The 15,613-nt window shown below is 62.8% G+C and carries 18 protein-coding genes, 2 tRNA genes and 1 pseudogene; 12 read left to right on the top strand and 9 right to left on the bottom strand.

The genetic code is table 11. The annotated features are described in order from the left end of the window. The first annotated feature begins 163 nt into the window (after positions 1–163). A complete protein-coding gene (locus AC0L2V_RS10145; protein WP_473510075.1) occupies positions 164–433 on the top strand; it encodes a DUF680 domain-containing protein in 270 nt (89 codons plus the stop codon). A gap of 73 nt (positions 434–506) precedes the next feature. Here the strand turns inward: AC0L2V_RS10145 and AC0L2V_RS10150 are convergent, their stop codons facing one another. The 3 genes from AC0L2V_RS10150 to purM are packed head-to-tail and all read right to left on the bottom strand — an operon-like array spanning position 507 to position 2,819. Next, a complete protein-coding gene (locus AC0L2V_RS10150) occupies positions 507–1,031 on the bottom strand; it encodes a SixA phosphatase family protein (RefSeq protein ID WP_473510077.1) in 525 nt (174 codons plus the stop codon). Between the two features lie 16 nt (positions 1,032–1,047). Beyond that, on the bottom strand, positions 1,048–1,758 hold the full coding sequence (gene purN / locus AC0L2V_RS10155; protein ID WP_473510078.1) for a phosphoribosylglycinamide formyltransferase: 711 nt from the start codon (positions 1,756–1,758) through the stop codon (positions 1,048–1,050). Beyond that, the gene (gene purM / locus AC0L2V_RS10160) at positions 1,755–2,819 is read right to left on the bottom strand and encodes a phosphoribosylformylglycinamidine cyclo-ligase (RefSeq protein ID WP_128185528.1); all 1,065 of its coding nucleotides are present in this window, start codon (positions 2,817–2,819) and stop codon (positions 1,755–1,757) included. Before purM ends, purN begins: the two co-directional genes overlap by 4 nt. A 258-nt stretch (positions 2,820–3,077) precedes the next feature. On the opposite strand from purM, the gene AC0L2V_RS10165 reads away from it, so the two are divergent. From AC0L2V_RS10165 to hdaA, 3 genes are read left to right on the top strand one after another with little or no spacing between them, the layout of a single operon-like run. Next, positions 3,078–3,635: a CDP-alcohol phosphatidyltransferase family protein gene (locus tag AC0L2V_RS10165; protein WP_473510093.1), complete on the top strand. Its 558-nt coding sequence runs from the start codon at positions 3,078–3,080 to the stop codon at positions 3,633–3,635. Then, positions 3,607–4,806, top strand: a complete 1,200-nt coding sequence (locus AC0L2V_RS10170; protein WP_023800642.1) for an AI-2E family transporter — start codon at positions 3,607–3,609, stop codon at positions 4,804–4,806. The genes AC0L2V_RS10165 and AC0L2V_RS10170 overlap by 29 nt, the downstream gene beginning before the upstream one ends. Before the next feature lie 5 nt (positions 4,807–4,811). Further along, positions 4,812–5,516, top strand: a complete 705-nt coding sequence (gene hdaA / locus AC0L2V_RS10175; protein WP_473510080.1) for a DnaA regulatory inactivator HdaA — start codon at positions 4,812–4,814, stop codon at positions 5,514–5,516. 413 nt (positions 5,517–5,929) lie between these two features. Here the strand turns inward: hdaA and AC0L2V_RS10180 are convergent, their stop codons facing one another. Further along, the gene (locus AC0L2V_RS10180; protein WP_473513647.1) at positions 5,930–6,928 is read right to left on the bottom strand and encodes a GlxA family transcriptional regulator; all 999 of its coding nucleotides are present in this window, start codon (positions 6,926–6,928) and stop codon (positions 5,930–5,932) included. A gap of 127 nt (positions 6,929–7,055) precedes the next feature. Here AC0L2V_RS10180 and AC0L2V_RS10185 point away from each other — a divergent pair, with 127 nt between their 5' ends. From AC0L2V_RS10185 to AC0L2V_RS10200, 4 genes are all read left to right on the top strand, one after another. Further along, entirely contained in the window at positions 7,056–7,883 is an 828-nt protein-coding gene (locus tag AC0L2V_RS10185) for an alpha/beta fold hydrolase (protein ID WP_473513649.1), read from the top strand. Positions 7,884–8,167: 284 nt separating this feature from the next. Continuing rightward, a tRNA-Pro gene (locus AC0L2V_RS10190) sits at positions 8,168–8,244 on the top strand. Between the two features lie 224 nt (positions 8,245–8,468). After that, positions 8,469–8,774 (top strand): ETC complex I subunit, encoded by a 306-nt coding sequence (locus tag AC0L2V_RS10195; RefSeq protein WP_027152615.1) that lies wholly within the window; start codon positions 8,469–8,471, stop codon positions 8,772–8,774. 60 nt (positions 8,775–8,834) lie between these two features. Further along, a tRNA-Arg gene (locus AC0L2V_RS10200) sits at positions 8,835–8,911 on the top strand. 96 nt (positions 8,912–9,007) lie between these two features. Here AC0L2V_RS10200 and AC0L2V_RS10205 read toward each other — a convergent pair. Then, positions 9,008–9,430 carry a YidB family protein gene (locus AC0L2V_RS10205; RefSeq protein ID WP_091590627.1) on the bottom strand — a complete coding sequence of 141 codons (423 nt, stop codon included), beginning with the start codon at positions 9,428–9,430 and terminating at the stop codon, positions 9,008–9,010. A 277-nt stretch (positions 9,431–9,707) separates the two neighbouring features. Between AC0L2V_RS10205 and AC0L2V_RS10210 the strand changes: the two genes are divergently transcribed. The 3 genes from AC0L2V_RS10210 (at position 9,708) to AC0L2V_RS10220 (ending at position 11,045) form a co-directional block, all read left to right on the top strand. Continuing rightward, entirely contained in the window at positions 9,708–9,992 is a 285-nt protein-coding gene (locus AC0L2V_RS10210) for a DUF982 domain-containing protein (protein ID WP_473513651.1), read from the top strand. Positions 9,993–10,476: 484 nt separating this feature from the next. After that, positions 10,477–10,776, top strand: coding sequence for a DUF1236 domain-containing protein (locus tag AC0L2V_RS10215; protein WP_473513653.1), 300 nt, complete (start codon positions 10,477–10,479; stop codon positions 10,774–10,776). A gap of 68 nt (positions 10,777–10,844) precedes the next feature. Next, positions 10,845–11,045, top strand: coding sequence for a hypothetical protein (locus AC0L2V_RS10220; protein ID WP_023800633.1), 201 nt, complete (start codon positions 10,845–10,847; stop codon positions 11,043–11,045). Between the two features lie 317 nt (positions 11,046–11,362). Here the strand turns inward: AC0L2V_RS10220 and AC0L2V_RS10225 are convergent, their stop codons facing one another. Both AC0L2V_RS10225 and AC0L2V_RS10230 read right to left on the bottom strand, forming a co-directional pair. Next, positions 11,363–12,655: an NRAMP family divalent metal transporter gene (locus AC0L2V_RS10225; protein ID WP_473520025.1), complete on the bottom strand. Its 1,293-nt coding sequence runs from the start codon at positions 12,653–12,655 to the stop codon at positions 11,363–11,365. 341 nt (positions 12,656–12,996) lie between these two features. Next, a pseudogene (locus AC0L2V_RS10230) lies at positions 12,997–13,085 on the bottom strand (transposase); the annotation flags it as partial. Positions 13,086–13,110: 25 nt separating this feature from the next. Here AC0L2V_RS10230 and AC0L2V_RS10235 point away from each other — a divergent pair. Further along, positions 13,111–14,337 (top strand): anion transporter, encoded by a 1,227-nt coding sequence (locus AC0L2V_RS10235; RefSeq protein ID WP_473513657.1) that lies wholly within the window; start codon positions 13,111–13,113, stop codon positions 14,335–14,337. 48 nt (positions 14,338–14,385) lie between these two features. Here the strand turns inward: AC0L2V_RS10235 and AC0L2V_RS10240 are convergent, their stop codons facing one another. Next, complete coding sequence (locus AC0L2V_RS10240; protein WP_091590636.1) at positions 14,386–14,775, bottom strand: YkvA family protein; 390 nt, start codon at positions 14,773–14,775, stop codon at positions 14,386–14,388. 101 nt (positions 14,776–14,876) lie between these two features. Further along, positions 14,877–15,374, bottom strand: coding sequence for a MarR family winged helix-turn-helix transcriptional regulator (locus tag AC0L2V_RS10245; RefSeq protein ID WP_236473199.1), 498 nt, complete (start codon positions 15,372–15,374; stop codon positions 14,877–14,879). Between the last annotated feature and the right edge of the window lie 239 nt (positions 15,375–15,613).

Below are 15,613 nucleotides of genomic sequence, written 5' to 3' on the forward strand. Positions count from 1 at the left end.
ATTTCAAGCACCCGGTTCAGGTCGTAGCCGGAACATCTTCGTGATTGGAAACTGCTGCAGGGCCAACCCACCTCGGGGTGGTCCGAGCGACGCGAAATCCTCCCAAGGCACGCCACGAGACGGACAACAACGCTGAAAGTATGAAAGTACTGGAGTACCTGAAATGACCAAGATTGCTCTCACCGCTGCGGCCATCCTCATTGCCACAGGCAGCGCCTTTGCCGGCAGCGACCACTATGGTTCGGACGGCGCCAGTCAGCCGGCCGCGCCTATTGGCAATGCGGCTGTTGGAAATGTCGACAGCACGTTCACGGGCTCGATCCGCAAGCCGTTTACGGCGGAGCACAATACCGTCAATACCAACGCGACGACCCAGCCCGGCACGACTGCACCGGTCGTGCCTCAGTCCGGCCGGGGCAACTGGGGCCGCTAAATCCTCAAGCTACGGAACGCAAAGAGCGGCGGGCTTGGCCCGCCGTTCTTGCTTATCAAGTCACAGCTCTCGTTTAGCGCAGATCCTTCGGCCAAACGCAGTGCGTCAGCCGCGCGTCACCGAGGGCCAGCCGTGCCCAGTCACCGTCGAAAACGAAGCGGGCAAGAGCCGCTGTCGGGAATTTTTCTTCAAGCTTTTTGAGTGCCGCGGCATCCGACCCGGCGCCGGCAAGTCGGCGCGCGAATTCCTCCAGGCCGGGATTATGGCCGAGCACCAAGAGGCTGATTGTTGCCGCATTTGCCTGCCGGACCTTGGCGAGAACGTCTGCCGCGCTGGCCTCGTAGAGCGCCTGGACGAATTTGGCCGGCGTTTTCGCGGGCAGTTCCGCCGAGACCAGCCGCCATGTGTCGCGGCTGCGCAGCGCCGGCGATACCAGCGCCAGATCGGGCAGCCAGCCCTGGCTGGCCAGTTCGCGACCGACCAGCGGAGCGGCCTTCAACCCGCGCGCCGACAGCGGCCGGTCGAAGTCGATAAGGTCAGGATCGTCCCAGCTCGACTTGGCATGACGCAGAAGAAGGAGTTGCTTCGTTGTCGCCATGCCGGCCTCCTCCTGCTCAGGGCGTGATGCGCGCCAACTGCTCGAGGTCGGTTTCCTCGCGCAGCGGATCGGGCGCCATGATCACCGAGGTGCTGTTGTCGGCATCGTCGGCGAAGTGGGCAAGCACGGTGCGGCCGCCTTCCATCCGCGCCTTGCCTTCGGCGACCAGCCCGAGCGCCAGCGGATAAAGCCGGTGCTCGGCCTTCAGCACACGCGCGGCGAGCATGTCCTCATTGTCGCCGACCATCACCGGCACGGCGGCCTGGGCGATGATCGGGCCGTCATCCATGTCCAGCGTGACGAAATGCACCGTGCAGCCATGGATGCGTATGCCCGCGCGCAAGGCGCGCGCATGCGTATCCAGCCCCTTGAAGGCGGGCAGCAGGGCAGGGTGGATGTTGATCATCCGGCCCAGCCATTTCTCGACGAAGCGCGCGCCGAGAATGCGCATATAACCGGCTAGCGCCACGATCTCGGCGCCGAGCGAGGCAAGCGCGGCGTCGATTGCGCCGTCATGCGCTTCCTTGCTGGTATAGTCGGCCCGCGAAATCACCTTGGTGGCGATGCCTCGCGCCGCCGCGATACCGAGACCGGCGGCATTGCCCCGGTCGGAAATGACGCCGACGATCTCGGCCGGATAGTCCGGGTTGCTGGCCGCGGCGATCAGCGCCGTCATGTTGGAGCCGCGTCCCGAAATCAGCACCACCGTGCGTTTGCGCATGCTCATAGGCCGATCGCGCCCCGATAGATCACGCCGGCGTCGCGGCGCGGCACGATGCGGCCGATCGGCGTCACGCTCTCGCCGGCCTCCTGCAGCACGGCCGCGACCTGTGCCGCCTGGCCGGAGGCGACGGCGAGGATCATGCCGACGCCGCAGTTGAAGGTGCGCATCATCTCGTCGGGCGCCACGCCGCCGGTCTTGGCCAGCCATGAGAACACCGCCGGCACCTCGATGGCGTCGAGGTCGAGCTCGGCCGAAAAATCCTTCGGCAGGACGCGCGGGATGTTTTCCGGGAAACCGCCGCCGGTAATATGGGCCAGCGCCTTGATGCCATGCGTGTTACGGATCGCCTTGAGGATCGACTTGACGTAGATGCGGGTCGGCTCGAGCAGCGCCTCGGCCAGCGTGGCTTCATCGTTGAAGGGCGCTGGATCGGTCCACGCAAGGCGGCTGGTGGCGACGATGCGGCGGACCAGCGAAAAGCCGTTTGAATGCACGCCCGACGAGGCCAGCCCCAACAGCACGTCGCCCTCGACGATGTCGTCGGTCGGCAGCAACTGGCCGCGTTCGGCCGCGCCCACGGCAAAGCCGGCGAGGTCGTAGTCGTTGCCGTGATACATGCCGGGCATTTCCGCCGTCTCGCCGCCGATCAGCGCGCATCCGGCCTGCCGGCAGCCCTCGGCGATGCCGCCGACGATCGCCGCACCCTGGTCGGGATCGAGCTTGCCGGTGGCGAAATAGTCGAGGAAGAACAAGGGCTCGGCGCCCTGCACGACGATGTCGTTGACGCACATGGCGACGAGGTCGATGCCGATCGTGTCGTGCTTGCCGGCATCGATGGCGATCTTCAGCTTGGTGCCGACGCCGTCATTGGCGGCGACCAGCACCGGGTCGGTGAAGCCGGCGGCCTTGAGGTCGAACAGGCCGCCGAAGCCGCCGATCTCGCCATCGGCGCCCGGCCGGCGCGTCGCGCGCACCAGCGGCTTGATCTTCTCGACCATGAGGTTGCCGGCATCAATGTCGACACCTGCCTCGGCATAGGTGAGCCCGTTCTTGCGCTTGCTCATCACTCTTTCCTGCTTTCCGGGGCTCTTCGCATGAACGGCTGCGCCTCGCAAGGATAACGGCTGGCTCAGGCATTTTCGGCACCATAAAATCGTGGACAGAGGCCTCAGGCAAATCTCCAACATTGGCGATGGCGAAGGCCTTGAAGATAGCCAATCTCTCCCCACAAGCGGAGATTGGCAGCATCTGCGTCGCTCTCACTTGCCGTAGCCTCTCATCTCTATCATGTATCATCAAAACAGAAGCGACGGGACATGCGTTTGACCATCCCCAACATGATCACGATCATGCGTTTCGTGCTGGTGCCGGGCGTGGTGCTGGCCATGCTGCAGGGGCGCTGGGACTGGGCTTTCGCCGGCTTCCTGATCGCCGGCATTTCCGACGGCGTCGACGGCTTCATCGCCCGCCATTTCAACCAGTATTCGCAGCTTGGCGCCTATCTCGATCCGATGGCCGACAAATTGCTGCTGGTCTCGGTGTTCGTGGTGCTGGGTTTCATCGGTGAATTGCCGCTGTGGCTGGTCGTCACCATGGTGTCGCGCGATGCGCTGATCGTCTGCGCCGTCGTTTTGTCCACCGTCATGGCCCACCCGGTCGAGATGAAGCCGCTGTTCGTGTCGAAGGCCAACACCGCCGTCCAGATCGGGCTGGCGGCGGTGGTGCTGGGCGAACTGGCCCTCGCCATCGATCTCGATCCGCTCAGGCCGGTGCTCATATTGCTGTCCGGGGTCTTGACCGTGGCTTCGGCCGCGGCCTATCTCGTGGCTTGGCTGAGGCATATGAGCGGCTATGGCGAAGGCTCCAAACCGGATACCTGACCAGAACATCGACGCGGCAGCCGAAGCTGCCGCTGCCGATGCGGCCGCGTCCGGCGTGTTTCGGCGCCAAATCCGCTTCTGGCTGATCAGCGCCATCATCCTCGCGGTCTTCCTCTATGTCTTCAGCGGCATCCTGCTGCCGTTCGTCGCCGGCATGGTGCTCGCCTACTTTCTCGACCCGGTCGCCGACCGGCTGCAGCGGCTCGGCCTGTCCAGGCTGATGGCGACGATTGTCATCCTGTTTGCCTTCATCGTCGTTCTGGTGCTGGCCTTCGTCATTCTCATTCCGGTGCTGGCTTCGCAGATGGCCGATTTTGCCAGCAAGCTGCCGGAATACCTGACCCGGCTGCAGAGCCTGATCACCAGCTTCGATCCGAGATGGCTGGAAGAGCAATTCGGCGTCGACGCCAATGGCCTGCGCGAAGGGTTGAACTCGCTGCTGACCTCCGGCTTCGGCCTGCTGACCACGGTGTTCACCTCGATCTGGAGTTCCGGCGTGGCGCTGGTCTCGGTGGTCAGCCTGTTCGTCGTCACGCCCGTCGTCGCCTTCTACATGCTGCTCGACTGGGATCGCATGGTGACGATCGTCGACAGCTGGGTGCCGCGCGATTATGTCCAGACCGTCAGGGCGATCGCCAACGACATCAACACCGCCACCGCCGGCTTTGTGCGCGGTCAGGGCACGCTGTGCCTGGTACTGGGTGCCATGTACGCCACCGGGCTGACGCTGACCGGTCTGAATTTCGCCATCCTCATCGGCCTGTTCGCCGGGCTGATCTCCTTCATCCCCTATGTCGGCTCGCTGACCGGGCTGGTGCTGGCCGTCGGCGTCGCCTTCGTCCAGTTCTGGCCGGACTGGACCATGGTCGCGGCGGTGGCCGGCGTGTTCTTCGTCGGCCAGTTCATCGAGGGCAACATCCTGCAGCCGAGGCTGGTGGGAAAAAGCGTCGGCCTGCATCCGGTGTGGCTGATGTTTTCGCTGTTTGCCTTCGGCGCGCTGTTCGGCTTCGTCGGCTTGCTGATCGCCGTGCCGGCCTCGGCTGCCGTTGCCGTCCTGGTGCGCTTTGCCATCGCCCGCTATCTCGAGTCGCCGCTCTACAAGGGCCACAACACCGAACCTGTGCCGCCGCTGCCGGCGCGTCGCCGCGGGAGCGGTGGGCCGCGCAGTTGAGCCAGATGCCGGACAACAAGATCGACCCGCCGCGCCAGTTGCCGCTCGATCTCGGCCACGGCACCGGCTATTCGCGCGACGAACTCGTCGTCTCAGGCACCAACAGCCAGGCGGTGGCGCTGGTCGATCGCTGGCCGGACTGGCCGTCGCCGGTGGTCGTGCTCGCTGGCCCCGCAGGCTGTGGAAAAACCCATCTGGCGTCGATCTGGCGCGCCCGCGCCGGCGCGGTGAAGGTCGACGCCGGTCGGATCGGCGACTGCATGGCGAGCCTCGGCGCGCGGCCGGCCCTGATCGACGATGTCGATGCCGGTCCGGTCGATGAAGAGGGGCTGTTCCATCTGGTCAACGCGGTGCGCGCGGCCGGCTCGACCTTGCTCTTGACCGCGCGGCGCTTTCCGTCCGCCTGGGGTGTCAGGCTCCCCGACCTCGCATCGCGGCTGAAGGCGGCGGCGATGGTCGAGATCCACGAGCCCGACGATCTCTTGCTGGCCGGTGTCATCGCCAAACTATTCGCCGACCGCCAGGTCGAGGTCGAGCCGCATGTCGTGCAATATCTGGTGCGCCGCATCGAGCGCTCGCTGGCCACCGCGATGCGCGTGGTCGAGCGGCTCGACCGCACGGCACTGGAGCGCAAGACGCCGATCACGAGGGCGCTCGCCGCAGAAACCGTCAGCGCCATGGATGAGGGGCAGGGCGAGTTCGAGATTTAGGCGGTGGGAGAACTTCCCTTCTCCCACAAAAGGGGAGAAGGTTAAGAAGGAATCCAGCGCGATACCGATAACGGCTGGGCGCGGTTCTTCCTTCTCCCCTTGCGGGAGAAGGTGGCCAAGCGAAGCTCGGTCGGATGAGGGGTGTTCCAGGGAACACCAACGCCTCATTTCTTCCAGCACCCCTCATCCGTCTCGGCGCTGCGCGCCGATCCACCTTCTCCCACAAGGGGAGAAGGAAAGAAGCTCCGGCCGGTGTCCCATTTCGGGAAATGTTGACTGGCATCTGCTTTGCATCTTCCAGCTTGCCGGCTAACCCCGGTCCTGATTGCGTTCCAAATCAGGTTGTAGGCTCGCCGGGAGATGGGCGGTTGGGGTTCTCTTCCCGGCGAGCTTGCCTTCAACGAGGGGATAACTCACCCTACGCCCACCACCGCCGCTCGTTCTGCGCCAAAGCGCCTGCGGTAATCGCCCGGCGCCAGGCCGGTTATCCTGGCGAACACTTTGCGGAACGAGCCGGGATCGTCATAGCCGACATCCCAGGCGATCTGGTCGATGGATCGGGTCGTCGCTTGCAGCATCTCACGCGCCTTGCCGACGCGCAGGTGCTGGCAATACTCGGTCGGCTTGAGGCCGGTGGCGTTGCGAAAGCGGCGCAAAAAAGTCCGCTCCTCCAAGGCCGCATGCTCCGCCATGGTGGCGAGCGTCACATCGCGCGCGCCTCTCGCCTGGAGCCAGTGCTGCACCTTGAGGATGGCCTCGTCGCCATGGTTCAGCCTGGGAGCAAAGGGGCTGTAGAAGCGTTGCTCGCGTCCCGGCGGGTCGACCAGCATGAAACGGGCGGTGTCCATCATGACGGTCGGCCCAAGCACCCTATCGACGAGTTTCAGGCCAAGGTCGGTCCAGGCCATATAGCCGCCGGCGGTGATGATGTCGCCGTGGTCGATGACCAGCTTGTCGGCATCCAGCACGATGTCGGGAAAGCGTATCGCCAGCGCGTCGCGATAGGCCCAGTGCGTGGTCGCCGCACGACCCGACAGCAGGCCGGCCTCGGCAAGCACGAAGGCGCCGGCGCAGACCGAGCCGAGTGTCGCGCCCGCAGCGTGGCGGGCCCTGAGCCAGTCGGCATAGGGCGCAGCCGCCTCGCGAGCGATCGGATCGCCCAGGGTCGGAGGCAAGATGACCATGGCAGGTCCATTGTCGGGGCCGGGCTCGCTGTCGAAGCTGCGGATAACGGTTTGGCTCGCCTCCTGCCATTGCCAATGGCTGACGCGAAGCCTCAGCGCGTCCGTCGAACGGTCGGCAGCCAGCCGGTTGGCCAGCTGGAACAGGTCGGTCAGACCGAGAACTGCCGCTTGCTGAACGCCGGGATACACAACAAGCCCGATTTCGACCCGATCACGCCCCGCACGCATCTGTCAGTTTTGCCACGTTCAATGTCTGTTTTGCCAATACTCACCATGACTCCGTTGCAATAGCTTGTCCACAGAAGGAACGAACCTTCCCCCACCAATCCAGCCAACTGCAGCAAGGAACACGACGATGAGTACATTCACCACCCAGGACGGCACCGAGGTTTTCTACAAGGATTGGGGCACAGGCCAGCCAATCGTGTTCCATCACGGCTGGCCTCTGAGCGCCGATGACTGGGACAACCAGATGCTGTTCTTCCTCGACAAGGGCTATCGCGTCATCGCGCATGACCGGCGCGGGCACGGTCGCTCGACACAGACGGCAACCGGTAACGAGATGGACACCTATGCCGCCGATGTCGCGGCTCTGGTCGCTCACCTTGATCTCAAGAACGCCGTCCATATCGGCCACTCGACCGGCGGCGGCGAGGTGGCGCGTTACGTTGCCCGCTACGGTGGCGAGGGACGCGTCGCCAAGGCGGTGCTGATCGGCGCGGTGCCGCCGATCATGCTCAAGACCGACAGCAACCCCGGCGGCCTGCCGATCGAGGTCTTTGACGGCTTCCGTGCCGCTTTGGTCGCCAACCGCGCCCAGTTCTACAGGGATGTGCCGGCCGGCCCGTTCTACGGCTTCAATCGCGAGGGCGCCAAGGTCTCGCAAGGGGCTGTCGACAATTGGTGGCGCCAGGGCATGATGGGCGGAGCCAAGGCTCACTACGACTGCATCGAGGCTTTTTCCGAGACCGACTTCACGGAAGACCTGACGAAGATCGACGTGCCCGTCCTGATCATGCACGGCGATGATGACCAGATCGTGCCGATTGCCGACTCAGCCCTGCTTGCCGCCGAACTGGTGAGGCACGGCACGCTCAAGGTCTACGAGGGCCTGCCGCACGGCATGTGCACCACCCACCCGGAGATCATCAATCCGGATCTCCTGGCGTTTATCCAGGGCTGACGCTTCGCAAGCTTCAGGCGGGCAGGCTCGGAAATCCGGGCTGCTCGTCGGTCGCTTGGGTGCTTCGCCCGTCGCCGATGCTGTCCGGCGCAGCTGCGCCGGCAGGACGGCCGATCATCGTACCGCTGGACAGCAACCTGGGTGTCTGAGGTGGCACTGCCGCGAAACCGTTGCGCCGGCCGGCATTTCCCACCCCGCTCTCGACTCGGGCCTGCCGTTTGTTCCGTTTTCATCTTTTAGGGGTTGCGCAGCCAAGTCCGGAACCCTATACGCCGCCAAGGACTCGGAGTGTAGCGCAGCCTGGTAGCGCATCTGGTTTGGGACCAGAGGGTCGGGAGTTCGAATCTCTCCACTCCGACCATCCATTCACCACGCTGCCGTTAACCCGGATAAAACGTCCCCGCCGGGAAGAAAACGCCCGGTGCGATCTCGGTCGTCCTGTCCACGGCCGTCACCTCGCGCCATCATCGTCGGTGGCCCGCCGTGAAGGGCGGTACGGCAGGCTCGGCCTTGCCGCCGGCAGCATTGCGCAGTAATGACGGGAATACAGCGGCGGTGCCGCTTGCACGTAGTAACGAGGTGTTCATGTCCGCGCGCATTTTCAGCCCAGCCAAAACCGCGATGCAGTCCGGCAAGGCCAAGACCGGCCACTGGGTGCTGGAATTCGATCCCGAGATGCGCAAGAAAATCGATCCGCTGATGGGCTACACCACGTCAGGTGACATGCGGAGCCAGATCAGGCTCACCTTCGACACAAGGGAAGAGGCGGTGGCCTATGCGGAGAAAGAGGGGCTGGCCTATCGCGTCGAGGAGCCGAAGGAATCCAAGCGCCGCCAGATTTCCTATGCGGAGAATTTCCGCTATGACCGCAGGACGCCCTGGACGCATTGACCGGCAAATGCCGGGCAGCCGTCCCAGCGCATAAATTAGCCGGCCTTGGCGTCGGCCAGCGGTCCCGTAGCTCAGCTGGATAGAGCACCGGCCTTCTAAGCCGATGGTCACAGGTTCGAATCCTGTCGGGATCGCCAGCATTTTCAGGGTCCATTCTGGGCGAGTATCGGCGATGCGCTGATCGGCCCGCGTCCTCGCCCGGAGGCGCGGGCGTTCATTCTTTCAGCCTGATGCTAAGTGCGACTAGCTCCAGGTGCCTCGTCGAGGAGATTTGGACCTTTACTCACAGGCATCTGGCCGTCGGGAGTAAGCTTGTCCACTGCGTCGGGCAGTTCACTTGTGAGCCGGTCGAGAAGTTCCTCGCGGGACAATCCGGTTTGCTCGGCGAGATCGCTCAACGTTTGCGGGTCGATCGCTTTCTCGACCTGGTCGCGCTGAACGGGGCGATTCGATCCTGTACCAACCCAAGAATCGACTTGATCGCCCGCACCCGCATTCCTGAGACGCTCCAGGATGTCGCCGAGCCCGCCGGTGGAGCCAGCGTTTTTGGCATCTGTCGAGTTCCTACCGGCGATTAACTCGCCGATCTTGTCCCTATTCTTGTAGGCAAGCAGGCCAAGCAAGGCTACGGCGACTTTTCCTATGTCAAGGCTCATTTCGCACCTCCTTCCATGAAGAACGGACAAGGCATGCGGCTTTGAAAGGTTCCACGGTATTTGCTGCTGGGCTGGTTTTCAGTTCGGTTAAGGACGATGGGGCTTCCCGGTCGAATCCAGGCAGGACTTCAGCGCGGGCGCCGCCGAAACGATCAAGGCTATCGGACGTGCGTGTTCAGCCTCGATCGTTTCGGACAACGGCGCTCTGAATTCACAACCATGCAACCACTGCCTTGTCTTTGCGTTTAGCCGCCTTCAATCCCGGCGAGCTTTAAAAATGACGGCGTTCACCCCGATTTCAATCACCTTGAATGGCAAAGCGATGGCGATCGCGTCGATAGCCGACGCTGCGAAAGCGCTGAAGCAACCATGGCCAACCATGGATAAGCCGTCCCGACTTGAAGCGATACGAATGATCGAGGAATGCCTGGCCGGACATTGCAGTCATCAAGCTGCGTTCGCTGCTTTCGAGGCGGCCGCATCTGAACAGGGCCTTCTCAGGCAAAAGCCTCCAAGCGCAGGCCTCAGGAAATTCGACGGGGTTGCCGAAGACCTGATGTGAGGTGATGCTGCCCTCGCGACCTTGAACCGCTGACAGGCCTCGCCCGGGTGGACTTGGCCGTGATTGTGGACCACCCGCCAAATGAGGAGTGGCGGGTAGTCCTTATCAGCGCAGGAAGGGACGTAGCTGCGCAGATCTCGATTCTTGATCCAATCGTCAAAGTCCGGCCGGTTCCCTGGCTAACGAGCGTTCGCCAGGAACGTGATGGAGACGGCGAAGACCGCAGCGAGTAACCAGCGGGCTTGGTGGACGCTATTTTCCATCGGCTCCTTGCGTGAGCTCACAGCTAGCAACTGCTACGAGCAGCCGCAGTTCCGGGTGGCGGGGTATCCGGGCTATTACGCGAAAACAGGTGAGACTTAGGTCCCGTCTCGAATCAGACCGAAGCCCAACCAAGGAACGTTTGCGGCTGCCTGAGGTTTCGTGAGCCTGGCGCGAAGACGATGCCGTTCAGCGCAATGGAGCTCACATCAAGGAGGCACTTATGAGTATGCGTCTTTCCACTGCTGCCGCTGGGTTTCTGTTGCTGGCCGGTATCGGCCCCGCTGCCGCTCAGGACGTAGTCATCGAGCCTGAGCAGGAGACCGTCATCAGGGAATATGTCAAAAAGCAGCCGCTGGCATCGGTGAAAATCCCTGGAGTGGAGCTCAATATCGGCTCAACCTTGCCCGAAACCGTCGAACTTCATGAAGTCCCCGACACAAAATACCGTTACGTGGTGGTCGACAACCGGACCGTTGTGGTTGACCCGGGCACGCGCAAGATCATCAAAGTCATCGAATGAGCTAAGCGACTGGACCCGCCGTGCCGAAAGGTGCGGCGGGAAGTCGAGCGACGAGGAATGTGATCACCATGTCGAACCGTGAGATTGGAGCGTCGCAGGCGCTGCGAATACGCGTGGCTGACCTCGCTGAGAGGATGCGCGGCGCCCGGATTACCGAAAACGAACTGAAGACCTTTCGAAAGGTCGCAGCAGTCCTGGAGGACGGCAAGGGCAGAATCGATGCCGACGATTTGATTGCCGCATCCTTCGTCGTCGATCCGCCGGACTGACAAGGAGTGCTGCAATGTCCCTGTCTCCCAGCCTATTCTCTGTTGGCCTGACTTTCCAATGCCCGCAGTGCAACTTCACCGTCATCAAGAACGGCCGCTGGTTTCAGGTCGTTTCCCATTACAAGTGCGAGGGATGCGGACGCGAGATCCGGATTACCTATCCCGACAAGATTGCGATCTTCCACAAGCACGCGCACTTGGCCATGCCGCCGGGAGCTCGGTAGCTGCGGCAGATGTGCAGACCAACTCCTTCATTGCCAACCCCACATTGAAAGTGAGCTCGAATTGCCGGGCATGAGCGCGAGTGTCATGGTGACCTAGATAAACCAGGTCGCCACCAGCCCCAAAGAGGCGGAAAAGATTGCGATCGTAGTAGCCCATCCCAGGGCGTTGGTTGTCCGGCTGTTGACCTTGTCTCCCATGATCCGCCGGTTGTTCGTCATCAGCATGATAAGAAGAAGCAGTGGCGGCGTGGAAAAGCCCTGCACGATACCGGACCAGACGAGCGCCTTCATTGGGTTGAAACCCAGGAAATTCAGGCCAACAGCAATCAGCGTGAAGGCGCCGATCGCGATATAGAACTTTGGCGCCTCACGCGGCTTGGCATGAAGGCTGTGCTCCCATCCAACCGCCTGCGCCAGATCGTATGCCGCACCTGTCGTCATGACCGGAACGGCAAGGAACCCGACCCCGATCACGCCGGCCGCGAACAGTACGCCAGCGGCTGCACCAGCGAGCGGCTTGAGAGCTTCGGCTGCTTGAGCGGCGGTCTCGACGTCGTGCTCGCCGGCTTCATAGAGCGTAGACCCTGTCGACAGGATGATAAAGTACATGATGAGGTTGGAAAAAATCACGCCGATCAGGATATCGCGGCGGGAGCGGCGCAGTTCACCGTCGGTGGCGCCCTTGCGCTTCCTCAGCGTCGTTCTCCCCTCGGCAATCTCTTCCTCCACCTCCTCATTCGACTGCCAGGTGTAGAGATAGGCTGAAAGGGTGGTGCCGATGATGGCCACCAGAATGGACAGGAACTCGCGGCTGAACTGGATCTTCGGAACAAGGGTTCCCCACAGCACGGCTGCCGCATCCGGCTTCGCCATGATGGCCGAGCCGACATAGGCAAGCAGGGCCAGCGCGAGCCAGCGGAAGATGTTGCGTATGAGCGTGTAAGAGCCCCAAAGCTGGAGAGCAAAGATCGCGGCCGCGACTACAATCACAATGAGGGGGATCGGAACAGGAAGGAAGATGTTGATGGATGCAGCCATGCCGCCGAGATCGGCGGCTGCTTCGATCGTGTTGCCGACCAGCACGCCCACCAGGACAGCCCAGAGCAGCCATCGGGGATAGAAGTCCTTGATCGCATGAAAGAGGCCGCGGCCCGAAACCTGTCCAAGCTTCGACGAGAGATACACGACCGTGTACATCATCGGCAGCGTTACAGGAGCGGTCCAAAGCAGGTCCGGGCCAAAGCGCGCGCCGGCACTTGCATAGGTGCCGATCGCCGAGCAATCGTCGTCGGCGGCGCCGGTGATAAGGCCGAGTCCAAGTGCTCGCCCTATGCCGTCCTTCTTGTCTTCCCGTGGTGAAGTGGCGTTACGATCGCGCTGCGTCATTGCGGCCACGCCGCGCAAAGAGCGTCACGCGCAAGCACGAGAAAAACGTCGCGAGCAATTATCCTATAAATGTACTGCAGCACGGGAGTGGGTCTCATACCGGCAAACCTCTACCGCCGTTCCAACTCCGCAATCGGCTGCTTGTTCCCCGCGTCAGCCGAGTGTTCAGGGCATGATAGAGCCCACGATTTCGATGAGCTTGGGCGTCTTCCAAACCTTTCATCTTTTGACGGAACCCTACCCGGCGTTTTACGAGATATTCTGCCCGTGTGATTGTCTGTTGGCCGATGTGCGCCAATGGTTCGACGGCGCGCGCGTCACATCAATCTTTGATGTTGCCAAAAGGCTCGCTCGATCGGATTGAGTTCGGGTGAGTATGGCGGCAGGAATCACAGCTTGCGCCGGCTGCCCTTAGGGCCTGGGGCAGGGCGGATCTGAACGGGGCTTTTCCACGAATGACTTTGATGGGCGCGGCGGCACTGCTGATCCTGATCCTGACCTATGCCGGCGTCGCCGTCGGCAGGTTCCCCGGCTTGCGCCTCGACCGGGCAGGCATCGCGCTGCTCGGCGGTGCGGCGATGATTGCCATCGGCGCACTCAGCCTGGAGGACGCATACCGCGCCATCAGTTTCGACACGATCACGCTGTTGCTCGGCATGATGATCGTCGTGGCGCATCTGAAAGTCTCGGGCGCCTTCCGTGCGCTCGGCGCCATTGCCATCGAGCATGCGCATGCGCCGTTCATGCTGCTTGTGATGGTGACGCTGCTGACCGGCGTGCTGTCGGCGTTCCTGGTCAACGACGCGATCTGCCTGGTCATGGCGCCGATCGTCGTCCACGTCACCCGCGTCATCAACCGAAACCCTGTCCCCTATCTGATCGCCACCGCTACGGCGTCGAATTGCGGCAGTGTCGCCACCATCACCGGCAACCCGCAGAATATGGTCATCGGCGCGCTGTCGGGGATTTCCTATCCGGCCTTTTCGGCGGCCCTGGCGCCGGTCGCGCTGTTCGGCCTCGTCGCCGTCGTCGTCATCGTGCGCATCGTCTATCGCGCCGAGTTCGCGCGCAAGACCGAACTCAGCCCCGAAGTCTATCGCGGCCGCATGTTGCCGGGCCAGGTACTCAAGGCGGTGGTGGTCTGCATCGGACTGGCGATCGCCTTCTTTGCCGGCGTTCCGGTCGCCAAGGCGGCGCTCATCGGCGGGGCCATTCTTCTCGTGACCCGTGCCATAAAGCCGGCGCGCATCTACCGCGAGATCGACGGGCCGTTGCTGTTCATGTTCGCCGGCCTGTTCATCGTCGTCGCCGGCGCCGAGAAGACGCTGCTCACGCCCGACATCATAGCCTCGGCAAAAGGCCTCGGGCTGGACGACGTCTGGCGGCTGTCCGGCTTCACCGCGGTGCTGTCCAACATCATGAGCAATGTTCCGGCTGTGCTGGCGCTGCGGCCGTTCATACCCGGCCTGGAAGACCCCGAGCGCGCTTGGCTGGTCGTCGCGATGAGCTCGACGCTGGCCGGCAACTTCACGCTGCTCGGCTCGGTGGCCAATCTGATCGTCGCCGAGTACGCGCGGGTCTCCGGCACGCCTCTGTCGTTCGCCGCCTTCTTCAAGGTCGGGCTGCCGCTGACGCTGGTTACGCTGCTTGCCGGGACGACGTGGCTGGCGCTTGGGTTTTAGGCCGCCGGCGCAGCAGGCAAGGCGATTTCAAGTGCAAGCCTGATCGGACTATTTGGCGTGGGTGGGCCAGAACGCCCAGATCAGCAAAGCTGCCAAAGCCAGCCAGAGCGCCACGACAAAGAACATTCCCGTCCTGCTTTGCGGGTGAGTTTCGAGCGCGGCCGCCCGCGCTCGAAACTCGTCCATCAGCGGCGGCGGAACAAGCCTTATGGCCAGGATCACGCCGAGCGGTACGATGATCAGGTCGTCGAGATAACCGAGCACCGGAATGAAATCCGGGATCAGGTCGATTGGGGAAAGCGCATAGGCGGCTACCATTCCGGCAACGAACTTTGCAAACCAGGGCACTTGAGGATCGCGTGCGGCGAACCACAGGGCGACGACATCAAGCTTGATGTCGCGGGCCCGGCTTTTTGCCGCTTCCAGCCATGCTTTCATAGGGTCACTTTAGCACAGATTGTCGTCCGCCTGCATCCGAGCGGTTGCCGGTCGCGCAAAATCAGACCGTCCATAGCGCGTCCCAAAGGGCGCGCGGCGCTTTAACACTCCGACGATTCGGTGCTGCTCGGCGGCTTCGCGCCCGAAACATAGGCGTCGAGAAAGTCCTGCGAGGCGACATCGTCGGCGAGGCTCCTCAGCTTTTCGGCCGCGGCCGCCCCCAAAATCGCCTCGACGCGCCGGTTGGCCTCGACCCACACGACATATGCCTGCTGGTATCGTGCCTTGCCGAGCGGCGTCAGCACAGCATGCTTGGTTCGCCGATCGTGGGTATCGTGGCGGACCTCGACCAGACCGTCGCGCACAAGCGGCCGCAGGGCATGCGTCAGCGCTGAGATCTGGATCGCAAGGCGGCCGGCGAGGACCTGCAGCGTCGGCCCGTCCTCGCCGTAAGCGGCCGCGAGCCCATCGATCTGGCCGAGCAGAAGGGTTTGCGTTGACGTCAGCCCGGTTGGGACCAACGCCACGTCATACAACTGGCCAAGCCGCCGCGCCGCACGGCGCAGCGACGAATTGATGCAGACGAAATCGTTCGGCATGCCGGGCGCTTCCGCGTCTGGCTCACCCCGACCTTTTAGCGATGCGAACGATTCGACAGTTTTTTTCATCCTACAAAATAGTTGAGGGCTGAACCATTGCAAAGGGGCACAGATCTGGCTAGTTGGTTGAGGGCTAAACATTTGAGCGCTCAACATTCAGGAGATTAACGCATGTCGTTCGCCGCGACGCAGACCGGCGAGCCGGCGCCTCGCTACCAGGCGGCTTGACGCCGCCCGAC

This window comes from Mesorhizobium sp. WSM4814 (assembly GCF_055811595.1).